Here is a 15866-nt window from a genome sequence, read left to right as displayed (position 1 = left end):
GGGGTCTGTGCGCCGACGAGCGGGCTTCACCACCGGCATCACCGTGCGCCTCACCGCGGGCCGGGCCCGGCCGGGAGGTCCCCGTCCCGGCCGCGTAACGCTCCCCGTTCCGGCGCGTAACACGCCCGACGCACGCTGAACGGTATGGACACCTCCGTGACGCCCACCCACTGCCCGTACTGCGCCCTGCAGTGCGGGATGAATCTGACGCCCGCGGCCGACGGTGGCGTCGAGGTGACCGAGCGCGCCGACTTCCCGGTGAACCGGGGCGCGCTGTGCGGCAAGGGGCGTACGGCGCCCGCGCTGCTGTCGTCCCGGGTGCGGCTGACCTCGCCGCTGATCCGCAAGGGTGGCGTCCTGGAGCCCGCCGGCTGGGACGAGGCGCTCGACCGGATCACCGAAGGGCTGTCCCGCACGCGCACGGAGCATGGTCCGGACGCGTGCGGGGTGTTCGGCGGGGGCGGACTGACGAACGAGAAGGCGTACGCCCTCGGGAAGTTCGCCCGCGTCGTCCTCCGCACCTCGCAGATCGACTACAACGGCCGCTTCTGTATGTCGTCCGCGGCGGCCGCCGGCATCAAGGCGTTCGGCCTGGACCGGGGGCTGCCCTTCCCCCTGGAGGACATCCCGAGGACCGGCTGCGTGATCCTCGTCGGCTCCAACCTCGCCGAGACGATGCCGCCCGCGCTGCGCTACCTCACCGAGCTCAAGGAGAACGGCGGCACGCTGATCGTCATCGACCCGCGCCGCACCCGCACGGCCGAGCAGGCGGACCTGCATCTCGCGCCCCGCCCCGGCACGGACCTGGCACTCGCCCTCGGCCTGCTCCATCTCATCGTCTCCGAGGGCCGTACGGACGAGGAGTACATCCAGTCCCGTACGAGCGGCTGGGAGGAGACGCGGGCGGCGGCCATGGCGCACTGGCCGGAGTACGTGGAGCGGATCACGGGGGTGTCCGTTCCTCAACTCCGTGAGGCAGTACGGCTGTTCTGCGAGCCGGAGGCCGCGATGGTGCTCACCGCGCGCGGGCCCGAGCAGCAGTCCAAGGGCACGGACACGGTGGGCGCATGGATCAACCTGTGCCTGGCGACGGGCCGTTCGGGACGCCCGCTGTCCGGGTACGGCTGCCTCACCGGGCAGGGCAACGGGCAGGGCGGGCGCGAACACGGCCAGAAGGCCGACCAGTTGCCCGGCTACCGCAAACTGACGGATCCGACGGCGCGGCGCCATGTGGCCGAGGTGTGGGGCGTGGACCCCGACTCACTGCCGGGGCCGGGCCGCAGCGCGTACGAACTCCTCGACGCGATGGGTACGGACATCCACTCCCTGCTGCTGATGGGCTCGAACCCGGTGGTGTCCGCGCCCCACGCCTCGCACATCGAGGAGCGGCTGAAGTCCCTGGACTTCCTGGCGGTCGCGGACGTCGTCCTCTCCGAGACGGCCGCCCTCGCGGACGTCGTCCTGCCGGTGACGCAATGGGCCGAGGAGACGGGCACGACGACGAACCTGGAGGGCCGTGTGCTGCTGCGCCGCCGGGCGATCACCCCTCCCGAGGGCGTACGCAGCGACCTCGACGTCCTCCATGAACTGGCCGCCCGCCTCGGCGTGGAGAAGGGCTTCCCGACAGACCCGGAGGAGGTCTTCGACGAGCTGCGCCGGGCGAGCGCGGGCGGGCCTGCGGACTACTCGGGGATCACCTACCGGCGGCTGGCGGAGGAGAACGGGGTGTTCTGGCCTTGCCCGGCGCCGGAGGGCACGGACAGCACGGACGGCACCGACAGCACCGTGGGCTTCGGCGACCGCGAGGACGCCTCGCTGGACGTGTTCCCGGACGACCCGGCCGAGGACGGCACCCCGGCCGACCTCCCTGGCGACACGCCGGCCGGCGTCCACCCGGGCACCCCCCGCCTCTTCCTCGACCGTTTCGCCACCGAGGACGGCCGCGCGCGGTTCGTCCCCGTGTCGCACCGGGCCGCCGCCGAAGAACCGGACGACGAGTACCCGGTGCTGCTGACCACCGGGCGCGTCGTCGCGCAGTACCAGTCGGGCGCCCAGACACGGCGCGTCGACGAGCTGAACGCCGCGGCGCCCGGGCCGTTCGTGGAGATGCATCCGCGGCTGGCCGAGCGGCTCGGGGCGGCGGACGGCGACGCGGTGGCGGTGGTGTCACGGCGCGGGCGGGCCGTCGCACCGGCCCGGATCACGACCACCATCCGCCCCGACACCGTGTTCATGCCCTTCCACTGGCCGGGCGAGGGCCGGGCCAACACCCTGACCAACCCGGCCCTCGACCCCACCTCACGGATGCCCGAGTTCAAGACGTGCGCGGTGCGGGTGGAGACGGCGAAGTAGGGCTGGCGGCCGGGGTGTTGGCATCCCCGCCGCAGGGGGACTGAGGGGCTGAGGGCTACGAGGTCGCGGACGCGCTCGCATCGTTGGGCGGCATCGTCGCGCTCGGGGTGCCACTGGGCATACCACTGGGCATCCCGCTCGGCATTCCGCTCGGCGGCGGTCCGCTGGGCGGCTGGCTGCCCCCGCCGCCCGTGCCCGCGCCGGAGTTCTCCTTGTCCGGGTCGATCCCCACGGTCAGCGTGCCGGTGAGGCCGGAATCCACGGACCCGGTCACGGTCATGAGCCCGTCCTTCGCACCACCCCCGGCATAGACCATGTCGTCGTCGAGCCTGGTCCAGCTCCCGGTGTGCCCGCTGTACGGGGACTTCTTGTAGACCTCCTCCCCGTACTTGTCGTCGAAGAAGAGCTGCCCCGTCCAGTTGACCTTGCCGCCCTCATAGGTGTTGTCGGCCTTGATGCCGCCGGTGTGCACCTTGACGTGGATGTGCGTGGCGCGCGGTGTGTACCAGCCGGGGTAGATCGTCGTGAACTCCACCATCCCGTCGTCGCCGGTCGTCTGAAAGCCGCGCAGATACGTCTTGTCGACGGCACCGCTGGTGTCCTCTCTCTCGGCGGGCGCGGAGCCGCCGGGGTTGGCGGTGGTGTAGCCGGAGTAGTAGCCCCAGGCGTCGCAGTGCCAGATCTCGACGGCCGCGCCGGACACCGGGGCGCAGGACCCGGCCTGGTCCCGCACGGTCAGCCGCACCGCGAGCGGGACGCCCTGCTTGCCGTCGGTGATGTCCTTCCGGAACAGCGCGCCGTCCAGGTAGTACGGCCCTTGCGTGACCGCGGGGTTGAGCACGCACGTGTCGGAGGCGGCCCGGGCGGAGGCTCCGGCGGAACCCGACGCACCCGGGGACGCGTCCGAGGACGTCTGCGAGTCGTCGTCCGAGGAGCACGAGGCGAGCCCGATGCCCAGGGCGGCGCCGGTGGCCGCGCCGCCCAGCGCGAGGGCACGGCGCCGGGTGATGTCGCTGTCGGTCATGGCCGGACCCTAGGGGCGGAACCGTACGGGGTGGCGGGGGCGCACGGGGTGGCCACTCGCACGAGTGCACTTCGGCCAGGGTCAGCGGCCGTGCCAGTCCCCGCTCTCGACGAGCTTGCCGCGGGCCCGCAGCCGGGCGGCGACGGTGGGGGCGGCCACGTACACCCAGGCCCGTACGACCGTCGTCCCGTCGGCGCTCGTGGCCTCGCGCACGACCCGCTCGTACAGGTTGCGCGGATCGCCCGGCGTGTACTCCTCCAACCCGTCGAGCGCCGCCAGGAGTTCCTCGTACGCCTCGGGCAGCGCGGTCACGAGTTCGCCGCTCACCACTCCGCCGGGTTCCTCGACGGCGTACGGATAGCCGGGGCCGTCGTACAGGACGATCCCGCACATGCGTCCCGGCTCCTCGGACTCCGTGCGGCCGCGCAGGAAGAGGTCGTGGTTGTGCTCGCCGGGGCGCAGGGTGCCGTAGACGAAGAAGGGCAGTCGCACCTGCGGCGGCCGTCCGACCGTGGCCATGATCGTGTCCTTTCGGCGCTGCGCGGAAGCCGTCGCTCCGGCCTTTGCAGAAACGATTCTCACCCCTCACACACCCACACACATCCGCCAGCACGCGCTCTGGACATGCCATGTCATGGACCTTTAAATCTGAGTCAACTCCAGCGCCACCACCCCCACGCGCCCTCCCCACGGCGCCTTCCCTAGGAGACCGATGAGTCGGATACGGCACATCCGAGGTTCCCGTTTCGTCACCGCCGGCATAGCCGCGACCACCGCCACATTGCTGGCGGCCGCGCTCTCCCCCACCGCGGACGCGGCCGCCAGGCCGAGCAGGACCACCGCGATCAAGAACGCGACGTCGGCGCTGCTGGACCAGGCCGCGAGTCTGGGTCTGACCTCCGCCCAGGGCGCCAAGGTTCGTGACGTCGTCGTCGACGCGGACGGCAGCCAGCATGTGCGCTACGACCGCACGTACCGTGAACTCCCGGTCCTGGGCGGCGACTTCGTCGTCCACCTCGCTCCGAACGGCGACTACCGCAGCTCGAACCGCGCGACGAAGCGCGCCATCTCGCTGACGAGCGTGACCCCCGAGCTGTCGGCCCCGAAGGCCGCCGACCTCGCGGTCAATGCGCTGCGCGCCGCCAACCTGGGCGAGGTGCTGAAGAAGGTGACGGCCAAGCCGCAGCTGGTCGTCGACGCCCTGCACGGCACTCCGAAACTCGCCTGGCGCACCAACGCGGTGGCCCAGGACTCACTGGGCAACCCGGTCGCCCGCACCGTCCTCACCGACGCCCGCACGGGCGCGCAGATCGACGCCTGGGACACCATCGAGACGGCGGCGGGCGACGGCCAGTCGCTCTACAGCGGCACGGTCCCGCTGGAGACCACGCTGTCGGGATCGACGTACCAGCTGAAGGACCCGACGCGCGGCAACACGTACACGGGCGACGCGGCGAACAACACGGACCTCTGCATCCTCGGGATCTGTATCAGCCGCGCCCCCTCGACGGTGTTCACAGACACGGACAACCACTGGGGAACGGGCGCGACTTCGGACCGCTCGTCCGCCGCGGTGGACGCCCAGTACGGCACGAACGAGACCTGGGACTACTACAAGAACGTCCACGGCCGCAGCGGCATCGCCGGCGACGGCAAGGGCTCGTACAACCGCGTGCACTACGGCAACAGCTACAACAACGCCTTCTGGGACGACACTTGCTTCTGCATGACGTACGGCGACGGTGACGGGACGACGTTCGGTCCGCTGGTCGCCCTGGACGTGGCGGGCCACGAGATGTCCCACGGTGTCACCTCGAAGACGGCGGCGCTGACGTACTCGGGCGAGTCCGGCGGCCTCAACGAGGCGACGTCCGACATCTTCGGCACCCTCGTGGAGTGGTACGCCAACAGCTCGTCCGACGTGGGCGACTACCTGATCGGCGAGAAGATCGTCCGCTCCGGCTTCGGCAAGGCGGCACTCAGGTTCATGGACAAGCCGTCGAAGGACGGCAACTCGGCGGACTGCTGGAGCAGTTCGGTGGGGAACCTGGACGTGCACTATTCGTCGGGCGTCGCGAACCACTTCGCGTACTTGCTGGCGGAGGGCAGCGGCGCGAAGACGATCAATGGGGTCAGCTACAACTCCCCCACCTGCAACGGCGCAACGGTGACAGGCATCGGCCGGGACAAGCTCGGCAAGATCTGGTACCGGGCGCTGACGGTCTACATGACGTCCTCGACGAACTACGCGTCCGCCCGTACGGCAACCCTCAACGCCGCGAAGGATCTGTACGGCGCGGGGAGTACGGAGTACAACGCGGTGGCGGCAGCTTGGTCGGCGGTGTCGGTGAGCTGATCCGCCGGGCGGCCTGACGGTGTGCGTCGGCCCATGGGCGGGTGGTGCGGATAGGATCGCCTGCCCATGGGCTCGAACGCTGGAAACGCCGGAATCGCTGAGAACGCGGGGAACGCCGGGAACGAGACGACCGCGATCCCCTCGGGGCGGCCAGCAATGGTCGCCGTCCCGCCGGGGCAGGTAACGCTGTCGGACCGTCGTACGCAACGAAGTTGGGCGGTCGAGGTCGCGCCCTACGAGCTGGCGGCGTCCCCAGTCACTCAGGCGCTGTATGCGCAGGTCACGGGCCGGCGGCCGAGCGCCACCCACGGGGACCGGCTGCCCGTGGAGAGCGTGTCGTGGTGGGACGCGGTCCGGTTCTGCAACGCCCTCTCCGAGCGGGACGGTTTCGTGCCCGCGTACCGCCTCCATGGCGAGGGCGGTGACGATGACGAAGGCACCGAGCGGGGTGAGTCGGTCGAGTGGGACAGGGCCGCCGACGGATACCGGCTGCCGACCGAGGCCGAGTGGGAGCACGCCTGCCGCGCCGGCACCGCCGGACCGCACTACGGGCCCCTCGACGAGATCGCCTGGTACCACGGCAACTCCGACGAGCGGATCCACGACGTGGGCGGCAAGCGGCCCAACCCGTGGGGCCTCCACGACATGCTCGGCAACGTCTGGGACTGGTGCTGGGACGTCTACGACCCCGAGGTCTACGGCAGCTACCGGGTACTGCGCGGCGGCGGCTGGTTCGACGAACACTGGAGCTGCCGGGCGTCCGCGCGCCGCCGCAGCCATCCGACGTTCCGGGTGGACGACGTGGGGTTCCGGGTCGCTCGGTCGCTCACGGTCGTGGGTGACGTACGGCCGTAGGCGATTCACGTCCCGAGCCGGTGGTCAAGTGGACGGGCTGAGATGACGTCGCTGCGGGTCGCGTCCGCATCACCGGGGCCCTGGGTTCCCGTGCTGGAGACGCGTGGAGCGACGGGTGGCGCGAGTTGTATCCAGGTCGACCTCGCCCGCACCTCATCAAAGATCAGTTCCGGGACAACCTTGGAACTCGTGACACGATCTTGTGACCCCAGAGATGGGGCACCGGTGCTCACCTCTCGGGGTCGGACCAAGTCGCCACGAGTGCTCGCCGATCTGGAAAGCGGGGACCGGAGACCATCTCCTGGGTGGTTTCACCGTTGAGCCAGCACACTTGCTCGGGGCCGCCGTCGCCGGTGTCGAACAGGCAGCACACTCCGCCGCTGGTGGCGGCGAGGTCGGTGAATACCTTCCTGATGTTGGGCGACCGCGCGAACAAGCGGCTCATCCCCGACGTCGCTGCGCAGCATTCCACCGACGTGTAGCCAGGGTGCAGGAAGGATTCGAACCGGACCGTCGCGTAGATGTATCCGATCTGGATGCGCCCGTCCGCCCCGGGTTCAGGGCCGTCCGTCCTCGCGTACTCGCGCAGCGCGTCATCGACGTCGAACATGAGGGACGTGTCGAGCGCGAGTGTGCTGCTCGTGGAGCAGTCGACCGGCTCGCTCGTGAAGTGGGACGTGAACGGGAGGACGAGCCGCTCACCGCCGGGAAGGGTGATCTCAAGCGGCGGCACAGCACGGGCCGGTGGCGCCAACTCGGCCAGATTGGCCAACGCCCTGGCGACGTTCCGGGGCCGCAGATAGATGTCGTAGCTGTAGATCAGCCCCATGCTTCCCCCTGTGCCGGATCGAACCGCACCCTCTCATGCCCCGCCCCTGGGCCGCCCGCCGGTTTCGGGCATGCCGGTCCGGCGCCACCGTGGTGTCCCGCTGCTCCTTGCCTGCGTAAGAGCAACAGGTCGGCGTCTTCGTCCAGTTGCACCGCATCCTGCTCGCCGAACCGAACTCCACGACGCCTTCGTCTCATTGGCCTGTGGCCTCATCTGCTGGAGGCGACTGAAGGAACACCGATCATGATCGTGCTACGAGCTCTAAGGGCTGTCCCGCGCCAGAATCCACCTCCCCTGCATCGCCTTGTATCGGATGTTTGACACAAGATTCCAACTAGGGCATCTTGTGCTAGCTGCTTGGTACAAGATGATCTGGGGGATCTCCCTATGCTCGACACCGCCCCGTTCCAGCGCCGCTTCCTCGATCATGCCAACTACTACGCCCGCTGGTCCGGCCTGGCCATCGGCATCGTGGCCGCACAGGCGCTGTCCACACTGGGGCACGTCGAGTTCGAGCAGCGCGTCGTGTTCTGCATCACGGCCTTCGGCCTGTGCGCGGTGGCAGGCGTCCTTCTTGCCGACGCGCTGACCCTGCTCCCTCAGGACGCGGTACGCACCGCGAGTCTCGCCCCGCGCCTGGTCAGAGACCATGTGCCACCCCGCATGGGCCCCCTGATTGCCCTTCAGGGGGTCTCGCTTGCCGTGCTGCTGGCCATCACGGCCGCCACGGCCTCCGTCGACCCCGACCGTATTTTCAGCACGGGTAAGGTCATCGCCGTCACCTGCAACGGGATGCCGGCATCCCTGGGCCCCTGGCCAGGCATGCACTACAGCCTCCCGACGTTCGGCGCCCTCGCCGTAGCTACCCCAACCTGCGTGTGGGCCCTGCGCCGCATCGCCCACGGACCGGGCGGGGAGCAGCAGCGTCGCAACCGCGCGTGGGCCGTCACCGGGGCCTGGGGCCTGCTGGTGTCGAGCCAGCAGCTGTACGCCGTGCTGATGATCTCCGTCTCGCTCACGGAGACGGGCTGCGCCGGTGCGATGGGCGCGCTCACCTTCTGGGTGTTCTACCCTTTGGCCCTGCTGAACCTGTTCACCGTCGCCTGGTCCCTGATCACCGTGGTGGCCCCCCGGGCCGTCGACGACGATGCGGCGAAGGGGTCCCCCGACGATGAATGAGCCCGTCATCCGCGTCGATACTGCCAGCCAGGTACCGCCGTACGCGCAGATCCGTGCGCAACTCGGCGCGCTGATCGTCACCGGCCGGCTGGCCGAGGGTGACCGGCTGCCGACCGTGCGCCAGCTGGCCACGGACCTCGGCCTCGCACCAGGCACCGTGGCCCGCGCCTACCGCGAGCTGGAGACCGCCGAGCTGATCCGCACCCGCCGCGGGGCGGGCTCCCGGGTCGCGGCACCCCCAGCTGGCCCGACCCGCCCATACGCCTCCCAACTCGCCATCCTTGCACGCGATTTCACCTCTTCCGCCCGCGCGCTGGGTGCCGATACCGAGGCCATCATGGCCGCCGTCCGCGACGCCCTGGGCCCGGACCGCCCTTAGCTACTTGCCCCTGAAGAAATCTGGACCTGCCTCTGGGGGGAGCTGGTGGGGGTGGAGCCAAGGCCGCCAAAGCCGGGGGGGGCGTGGCGGCCGGGGGTGGGACGGTGTTGCGTATCGCTGGAGTACAGGACACCTGATGGGAGGCGAAGAAGTACTCCTGGCTGGTGGTGCTCAGGATCAGGCCGTCGCTTTTACCTCTCCTTCATGCACGCCGCCGCCTGCCAGGCGGCGGCAACGGACGGCTGGTCGTCCGTTGCTACACGATCATGATCGTGTACCTTCAGCCGCCTCCAGCAGATGAGGCCGCAGGCCAATGAGACGAAGGCATCGTGGAGTTCGGTTTGGCGTTGGCCTTGACGCGGAGGGCGGCGGGGCGGTGGCGACGGTACGGCTGCCGGAGGCCGACTGAGCGGCTTCGGTGACGTGGGCTGCGGTTCGGGTATACGAATCACTGGGCGGGGCGCGCGTCCTGAGCCTTCTCCAGGAGTTCCGCGAAGGGCATCTGTGCCATTGAGCCACGCACCTCTGCGAGACCGTACCGTTCAATAGAATCTTGGTTCGTGGCGAGCTTATGCGAGTCAAAGGTTTTCCTTTCACCCGGCGGCGCCACATCCACATAGATGTATGGCCAGCCAGCACGACGCACCCACCACAGTGTTACACGTTGCCGACCTCGAGTCACATTGAGAATCTCACTGCTGTTCGAGATCTCAGATTGATATCTGAAGTAGGGGTCGGAGGGACCCGGAGGATCTTGATCTTTACCTTTCTCCCTGAGGATCTTGACCTCCTTCCTGGAACGCGCATAATCAGCAGTCATTGTCATTCTGTCTTTCCTGACCATGTACACCTCGGCCTGGGCGCTGACCGCGTCATAGTTGGACTTGTCAGGCTTCTCGATCTTAACAACCACATCCTGCGTAAATTCTTCCCCCGGATTCAACACTCGCCCCGCCGGCGTGACGAACTCACGAGAGTCGATCAACTTGTATTTCAAATTGCTCGCGGACCTGCCCTCGATCCAGTAGATGCTGCCGAGAAGGTAGACCGGAATCTGGCCAGAATTCCTTACGTACAGATGAACCGGCAGGTACATCTTCGTCCCTTCCCCGTTCAAACTTGGTGCCCTGAATTCAGCTGCACTCTCCACCAGCGGAGACCTCACATAGGGAACATAGACCTGTGAATATGCCAAGTTGCTGAGCCCGAGGAGGACGGAGACAATTGCCCCGATCGCGATTCGCCTAGGATGGAGAAGCCCCTTGTACGCCCGGTCGCGGACGAGTATCCACAGAGCCCATGAAGACCAGAGCACGAGAGCTACCCAAAGCAGCAACCAAGGACTGTACACCCGGCCGCTGATCTGCAGCATAAGTAGCAACAAGCTGACGCCAAGGGCGGCCGAGACCCCGAACAGAATTATTGCCCCGGAGTAATTTATTCGCCGCTTGCGCCAATAGTCGAGGGTGGCTGTTGCGGCAATCACTTCCACCAGAGCCAAGAGAAGGAAAGTAGCTCCTTCGATTCGTCCGGCGTAGGTAAGGGCATCAAGAGTGTCCGCTTTGCCGATCTTGATGAGCACGCTTGCAGTCACGAGGAGGCCGACTGCCATCAGGGTGCCAATTGTTCGTCGTCGCCACGGGCGATCGGGCCAGACAGTACAGTCTCCGCCGAGCCAATGGATGTCGTGGCCGAACGCCACACCGGCACGACGTAGGAGTCTTTGCAGTTCCCCGGGGCACCGCACCTTGCCTGCGGTCTTGCCATTGATCACGACTTTTCGCAAGCCGATGTCATCTGGTGCCCCTACGGATACCACAGGCATATTCTCCATGACACCAGCCTGCTGCCTGTACTTGGGTGTGCGCACCTGGAGCGCGCACCCCGGGAGCGCCTCCCGTGCAATTGCCGGGGGCACACCCGTCACCCGTTTGGAGTAACCGGGTGCACACCTTGACGGGGTGCGGGGTGAGGCTGGTCATGACGTATCGCCCGCCCCTACAGGAGCTCCTCATGCGTATACGACTTCTCGGATTCACCGCCGCTGTGATACTGGCCGCTCTTGGCGCCATGGGCCCTGTTGCACAGGCTGCCGTACCCAGTGTCGACGGGCAGACGTGCATGGCCGGTGGCGGGAGTGTGGAGTACGACTCTGGCGCCGGCTTGTGGAGCTGCATTGGCGGCGACCACGACGGTGAGCCCATCCAATGACACGGTTGGCCTTGCGAACGCCTCGAACGTGAGGCGCAGCGCGCCGTATCCGGCACGCACTCGAGGTCTGTCAGCGCTTGTGCCCCCGTCCGCGTCTGCATCGCGCTGAACGTGCACCCGCCGTTCGTCCGGCTGCGCCAAGGGGCGCGGGGAACTGCGCAATCTTTTAGCGGGGGTCTGGGGGCGCAGCCCCCAGGGATAGGACGGGTAGGGGCGGCGGGGGCGAGGAAACCCGCCCCCTAACCGGCGTACGGTCGCCTCCCCTTCGCCTCGTTCAACGCCCGTGCCCACCACCCCAGTTGATCCAGCATGGCCTTCGCCGCCACCCCCGGCCCGACAGGATCACGAGGCTCCCCCTCCTCGTCGAACGCGGCACGCGCCCCATGAAATGACACCGTGTCCCGCACCGTCACGGCATGCAGCTCCGCGAAAACCTGGCGAAGGTGTTCGACGGCGCGGAGGCCTCCGGATAGGCCGCCGTAGGAGACGAGGGCGACGGGCTTGGCGCGCCACTCGGAGTAGTGCCAGTCGATGAGGTTCTTCAGGCCGGCGGGGTAGGAGTGGTTGTACTCGGGGGTGAGGACGACGAAGGCGTCGGCGGCGGCGAGGGCGGGCGATACCTTCGCCAGTTCGTCGGACACCGCGGGGGACGGGGAGTGCGAGAGGACCGTGGGGAGCTGGACGGCGGCGACGTCGACCACCTCGGCGGTGAAGTCGTCGCGTTCGCGGATCCTGGCCAGCAGCCAGTCGGCGACGACGGGCCCGAAGCGGCCCTCGCGGTTGCTGCCGATGACGACGGCGACCCGTACGGGGGTGTCGGACGCCTGGGCAGGAGCGGGGGCGGGGGCAGGGACGGGGACGGTGGAATCAGCTGTGGCTGTCTTCATAACGCACAGCCTCATACCTCAACCTTTGTCGAGGTCAAGCCACACGCCCGCCACCGCCACCGCCACCGCCAACACAGGGCCCGACCACCCCCTTCACGCCGCCCACCCCCGGCCACCAGTCACCCGTTCACACCCCCACCCCACCCCCTTCGCATCCTTTTCCGCAGCACCCCACCCACACCCCGATGACCTGCCAAAACGCCCCCGAGCCGACCCCCTCCCCCACCCCACCTGACACCCATTCACATCATTTCTGACGGTTCCTCAGGAAGCGGTCACGCGCATGTGCCACTTACCTCTGTAGGGCAGGGGCACGACCGACGCAGCGGCACTTGGGGGTGTCGCGGGCCGCGCCCTCTCGGAGGAGCAAGCACGATGCGACGTACCGCCCGTCTGATGACCGGTACCGCGCTCGCCGTCGCCGCCGCGGGCCTCGCCACCGCGCCCGCGTACGGCGGAGCCGCGGGGAGCCTGGAGGTGTTGCCCTCCACCGTCGTCCCGGGCTCCGAAGTCACCGTCAACACGGCGGCGTGCGGTACCGAGATGGCGATGGGCGACGCCAGTGCGGTGGGTGCGGGCATCTTCACCCTCGCCCCCAGCGCGCACGAGCACGACTCGATCGGACAGTTCCGGGTGCCGCCGAGCGCGCAGCCGGGGACTTACGAGATCGTCGCGACGTGTTCCGGGGGCAAGCACGTCACCGGCGACCTGATGGTCACCCTGACGTCCATGCGCGCGCAGATCCAGCCGCGCGGACATGTGAATACGGGGGTCGGCGGCGCACTGGGCCCCGATTCCACACAGACCGCGGCGGGAGTGGCGGCCCTGGCCGTCGCCGCCGCGGGCGGTACCTGGCTCCTGCATCGCCGGGCGAGAGGCGACGGGATCTGACGGACACCCTCCGCTGTCCGTCCACCGGTACCGCCGTCCCCTCCCCCTCCGTGGCCCGACGCCCCTCGCGGCCCGGAGGGGGAACGGGACCCAGAGAGGAGCAGAGGAGCAGAGGAGGCTCACGTGCGCCGCTTCAGCAAGGCCGGCAGGAGCAGCCGTACCAGCAGGACCGGCAGGGCACGCAGGACCCGCAGGGCCCTCGGAACCGGCGGAACTGACGGAACTGGCGGTTCCGGCCGTGTCGGCAACATCGCCATAGCATCCGTCACCGCCGTCGCGCTCTGCACCGGCGCCTGGCTGCTGCTCAGCGGTGCCGAGACCCACGCGCCGCCCCAGCCGTCCGCCGCCCAGGCGGCCTTCCCCGACACCGGTGACCAGGTGCCGGCAGCGCCCGCGCTGCACCACTCTCCGCCCGAGCGCATCCGCATTCCCTCGATCCGCGTGAACGCCCCGCTGATGGGCCTCGGCCTCACCCCACAGGGCAGCCTGGACGTCCCGCCGCCCGCGCAGAAGAACCTCGCCGGCTGGTACGAGGCCGGCACCACCCCCGGCGAGACAGGCACCGCCATCGTCGCCGGACATGTCGACAACGCCGACGGCCCCGCCGTCTTCTACGACCTCGGCGCCGTCAAGAAGGGCGGCACCATCGAGGTGGACCGCCGCGACGGCAGCACCGCCGTCTTCGCCGTCGACGCCGTCGAGGTGTACGAGGCCCGCGACTTCCCCGACGAGAAGGTGTACGGCGCCGCGCACCGCCCCGAGCTGCGCGTGATCACCTGCGGCGGCGGCTACTCGAAGACGACGGGGTACCAGGGCAACGTGGTCGTCTTCGCCCATCTGACAGGGAGCCGCGCCGGAGCAGCCCGATGGGTCGGATGACCAGCGGTGATCCCTCACCGCGACAGGACTTTTCCGGGGCATTAGTCTGAAAAGGGCAGTTCTCTTCCCCGGCTTGAGCGTTGGGGCCTCCGGCTGGGAGCTGGGAGGGCCCATATGCGGCCGATAGCGAGAATGGTCGTCACCGCCGTGTCAGCCATGGCATTGAGCGGCGGTATCACGGCGACCGAGGCGCGAGCGGACGACTTGTCGCCGAAAGAGATCTTCGAAAAGGTGGCGCCCGCGACCGTGCAGGTACTGGCCGGTGATCTGGCCGGTACCGGAGTTATCTTCGACGCCGACCAAGGTCTTATCGTCACCAACGACCATGTGATCGCCGGTCAGACATCCATCCAGGTCCGCATAAAGGACGGTACGCCCGTGCCCGTCCGAGTGTTGGCCAGCGATCCCTGCGAGGACCTGGCGGTCATGAAACTCGCCACGCCACAGGACGACCTCAAAGAGGTGAAGTTCGGCGACAGTGGCGATCTCGAGCAGGGGGACGAAGTGACCGCTATCGGCTTCCCAACGGCAGCCGGCGACATCAGTCACGAGAAGGCCGTCCTCACCAGCGGTGTGGTCCAGTCACCGGACGTTACCCAGGAGGGCCAGGTCAGTGCGCCCAACCTGCCGTCCGCCGTGCAGCATTCGGCGACGCTCAACGAGGGCAATTCCGGAGGCCCACTGCTCAACGACAAAGCGGAACTTGTCGGAATCAACACCTACAGCCTCGAAGGCATCGAGGGGCAGTACTACTCCATCAGCAGTGACCACGCCAAACCCCTTCTCAAACAGCTGGCCGAGGGAAAGAGCAAGGACAATCCGGGATGGCAGACACTGCTCGCGCTCAGCGACCCCAATTTCACCTCCTACTTCACCGAGGAAGACCAGGCCGACGCGAAGAAGCTTCAGAAACGCCTCACCGACAAGGGCGTCGACGGGCTCTACGTGTCGAGCGTGGACAGCAACTCTCCGGCCAGCAAGGCAGTCAATCCTGGTGAGGTCATCACCCACCTCAAGGGCACTCCGGTCACTACCGTCCCGCAGATGTGCGGCATCCTTCAGTCGTCCACACCGGGTGAGAAGCTCACGGTCGACGGAGCATTCACCAGCAGTGGAACGGACCCGAACGGGACCCCCTACACGGTCGGCGACGCCTGGGAGAGCAGCCTCACGCTGCCGCGGTGACCCTCCACCATCGCATTACGCGACCCACTGCTGATACGCCATGTTCGCCACCAGCGCGAACACCACCGTCAGCAGCACGACCCGCACGAACCCGCTGCCCTTCTTGAGCGCGGTGCGCGCCCCGATCGTCCCGCCGGCGAGGTTGAAGACGGCCATCAGCGCGGCCAACTGCCAGTGCACCGTGCCCTTCCAGGCGAAGGTCGCGAGGGCGCCCGCATTGGTGCAGCAGTTGACGATCTTGGCGGTGGCGGAGGCGGTCACCAGGTCGAAGTGCAGGAGCGCGGTGAGGGCGAGCACCAGGAACGTACCCGTGCCGGGGCCGATGAGCCCGTCGTAGAAGCCGATGCCGAGGCCCGCGAGCCCGATCGCGGCGAGGACGCGGCGCGGCGGGACCGGGGCGGTCGAGGGCGCCGTACCGAAGGCGGGCCGCAGGATCACGAAGGTTCCGACGCCGAGCAGGACGACCATGACGACCGGCTTCAGCACCTCGGTGCTCATCCCGGCAGCGACGAAAGCCCCCGCCGTCGAACCGGCGAGCGCCGCGAGCCCGATCCGTACGGCCAGGCGCACATCGACGGGCGCCTTGCGCGCGTACGTCACCGCCGCGCCCGCCGTCCCGACGATCGCCACCGCCTTGTTCGTGCCGAGCGCGTACGCCGCCGGGGTCCCGCTCGGCAGCCCGAGCAGCAGCGCGGGAAGCAGGAGCAGCCCACCGCCACCGACGACCGCGTCGATCCAGCCGGCCACCAGGGAGGCCAGGCAGAGCGCAACGGTGACGGTCAGCGATATGTCAGGCATGATCGCGACCCTATGGACGCGATAGATGTGCCGTCCATGAA

General features: G+C 68.5%; 14 protein-coding genes. 8 read left to right on the top strand and 6 right to left on the bottom strand.

The genetic code is table 11. The features are described 5' to 3' along the window. Nucleotides 1-144 precede the first annotated feature (144 nt). Nucleotides 145-2352 carry a molybdopterin oxidoreductase family protein gene (locus tag OIC96_RS32665; RefSeq protein WP_330304413.1) on the top strand — a complete coding sequence of 736 codons (2208 nt, stop codon included), beginning with the start codon at nt 145-147 and terminating at the stop codon, nt 2350-2352. A 55-nt stretch (nt 2353-2407) separates the two neighbouring features. Here OIC96_RS32665 and OIC96_RS32660 read toward each other — a convergent pair whose 3' ends face one another. Together OIC96_RS32660 and OIC96_RS32655 are read right to left on the bottom strand one after the other, a co-directional pair. Next, nucleotides 2408-3376 (bottom strand): intradiol ring-cleavage dioxygenase, encoded by a 969-nt coding sequence (locus OIC96_RS32660; RefSeq protein ID WP_330304414.1) that lies wholly within the window; start codon nt 3374-3376, stop codon nt 2408-2410. Between the two features lie 81 nt (nt 3377-3457). Continuing rightward, nucleotides 3458-3895, bottom strand: coding sequence for a gamma-glutamylcyclotransferase family protein (locus tag OIC96_RS32655; RefSeq protein WP_330304415.1), 438 nt, complete (start codon nt 3893-3895; stop codon nt 3458-3460). Between the two features lie 193 nt (nt 3896-4088). On the opposite strand from OIC96_RS32655, the gene OIC96_RS32650 reads away from it, so the two are divergent. Together OIC96_RS32650 and OIC96_RS32645 are read left to right on the top strand one after the other, a co-directional pair. Next, nucleotides 4089-5732 carry a M4 family metallopeptidase gene (locus OIC96_RS32650; protein WP_330304416.1) on the top strand — a complete coding sequence of 548 codons (1644 nt, stop codon included), beginning with the start codon at nt 4089-4091 and terminating at the stop codon, nt 5730-5732. Between the two features lie 156 nt (nt 5733-5888). Continuing rightward, nucleotides 5889-6587 carry a formylglycine-generating enzyme family protein gene (locus tag OIC96_RS32645; protein ID WP_330310089.1) on the top strand — a complete coding sequence of 233 codons (699 nt, stop codon included), beginning with the start codon at nt 5889-5891 and terminating at the stop codon, nt 6585-6587. Nucleotides 6588-6816: 229 nt separating this feature from the next. On the opposite strand, the gene OIC96_RS32640 is transcribed toward OIC96_RS32645, so the two are convergent. After that, on the bottom strand, nt 6817-7416 hold the full coding sequence (locus OIC96_RS32640; protein ID WP_330304417.1) for a hypothetical protein: 600 nt from the start codon (nt 7414-7416) through the stop codon (nt 6817-6819). Nucleotides 7417-7803: 387 nt separating this feature from the next. Here OIC96_RS32640 and OIC96_RS32635 point away from each other — a divergent pair, with 387 nt between their 5' ends. Then, on the top strand, nt 7804-8595 hold the full coding sequence (locus OIC96_RS32635; protein ID WP_330304418.1) for a hypothetical protein: 792 nt from the start codon (nt 7804-7806) through the stop codon (nt 8593-8595). Continuing rightward, on the top strand, nt 8588-8974 hold the full coding sequence (locus OIC96_RS32630) for a GntR family transcriptional regulator (protein ID WP_330304419.1): 387 nt from the start codon (nt 8588-8590) through the stop codon (nt 8972-8974). Before OIC96_RS32635 ends, OIC96_RS32630 begins: the two co-directional genes overlap by 8 nt. Nucleotides 8975-9422: 448 nt before the next feature. Here the strand turns inward: OIC96_RS32630 and OIC96_RS32625 are convergent, their stop codons facing one another. Both OIC96_RS32625 and OIC96_RS32620 read right to left on the bottom strand, forming a co-directional pair. Next, entirely contained in the window at nt 9423-10808 is a 1386-nt protein-coding gene (locus OIC96_RS32625) for a hypothetical protein (RefSeq protein WP_330462146.1), read from the bottom strand. Nucleotides 10809-11424: 616 nt separating this feature from the next. Continuing rightward, a complete protein-coding gene (locus OIC96_RS32620) occupies nt 11425-12072 on the bottom strand; it encodes an NADPH-dependent FMN reductase (RefSeq protein ID WP_330304421.1) in 648 nt (215 codons plus the stop codon). 375 nt (nt 12073-12447) lie between these two features. Here OIC96_RS32620 and OIC96_RS32615 point away from each other — a divergent pair, with 375 nt between their 5' ends. The 3 genes from OIC96_RS32615 (at nt 12448) to OIC96_RS32605 (ending at nt 15027) form a co-directional block, all read left to right on the top strand. Then, on the top strand, nt 12448-12963 hold the full coding sequence (locus tag OIC96_RS32615; protein ID WP_330304422.1) for a hypothetical protein: 516 nt from the start codon (nt 12448-12450) through the stop codon (nt 12961-12963). A 249-nt stretch (nt 12964-13212) separates the two neighbouring features. Then, nucleotides 13213-13842 (top strand): class F sortase, encoded by a 630-nt coding sequence (locus tag OIC96_RS32610; RefSeq protein ID WP_330310090.1) that lies wholly within the window; start codon nt 13213-13215, stop codon nt 13840-13842. Nucleotides 13843-13974: 132 nt separating this feature from the next. Continuing rightward, nucleotides 13975-15027 carry a S1C family serine protease gene (locus tag OIC96_RS32605; protein ID WP_330304423.1) on the top strand — a complete coding sequence of 351 codons (1053 nt, stop codon included), beginning with the start codon at nt 13975-13977 and terminating at the stop codon, nt 15025-15027. 15 nt (nt 15028-15042) lie between these two features. Here the strand turns inward: OIC96_RS32605 and OIC96_RS32600 are convergent, their stop codons facing one another. Then, entirely contained in the window at nt 15043-15825 is a 783-nt protein-coding gene (locus OIC96_RS32600) for a sulfite exporter TauE/SafE family protein (RefSeq protein ID WP_330304424.1), read from the bottom strand. Between the last annotated feature and the right edge of the window lie 41 nt (nt 15826-15866).

The sequence above is a fragment of the Streptomyces sp. NBC_00775 genome (assembly GCF_036347135.1).
In the GTDB taxonomy this organism is placed as follows: Bacteria; Actinomycetota; Actinomycetes; order Streptomycetales; family Streptomycetaceae; genus Streptomyces; species Streptomyces lutosisoli.
Note: the sequence above shows the minus strand (reverse complement) of the source record. Positions and strands in the feature narration are given on the sequence as shown.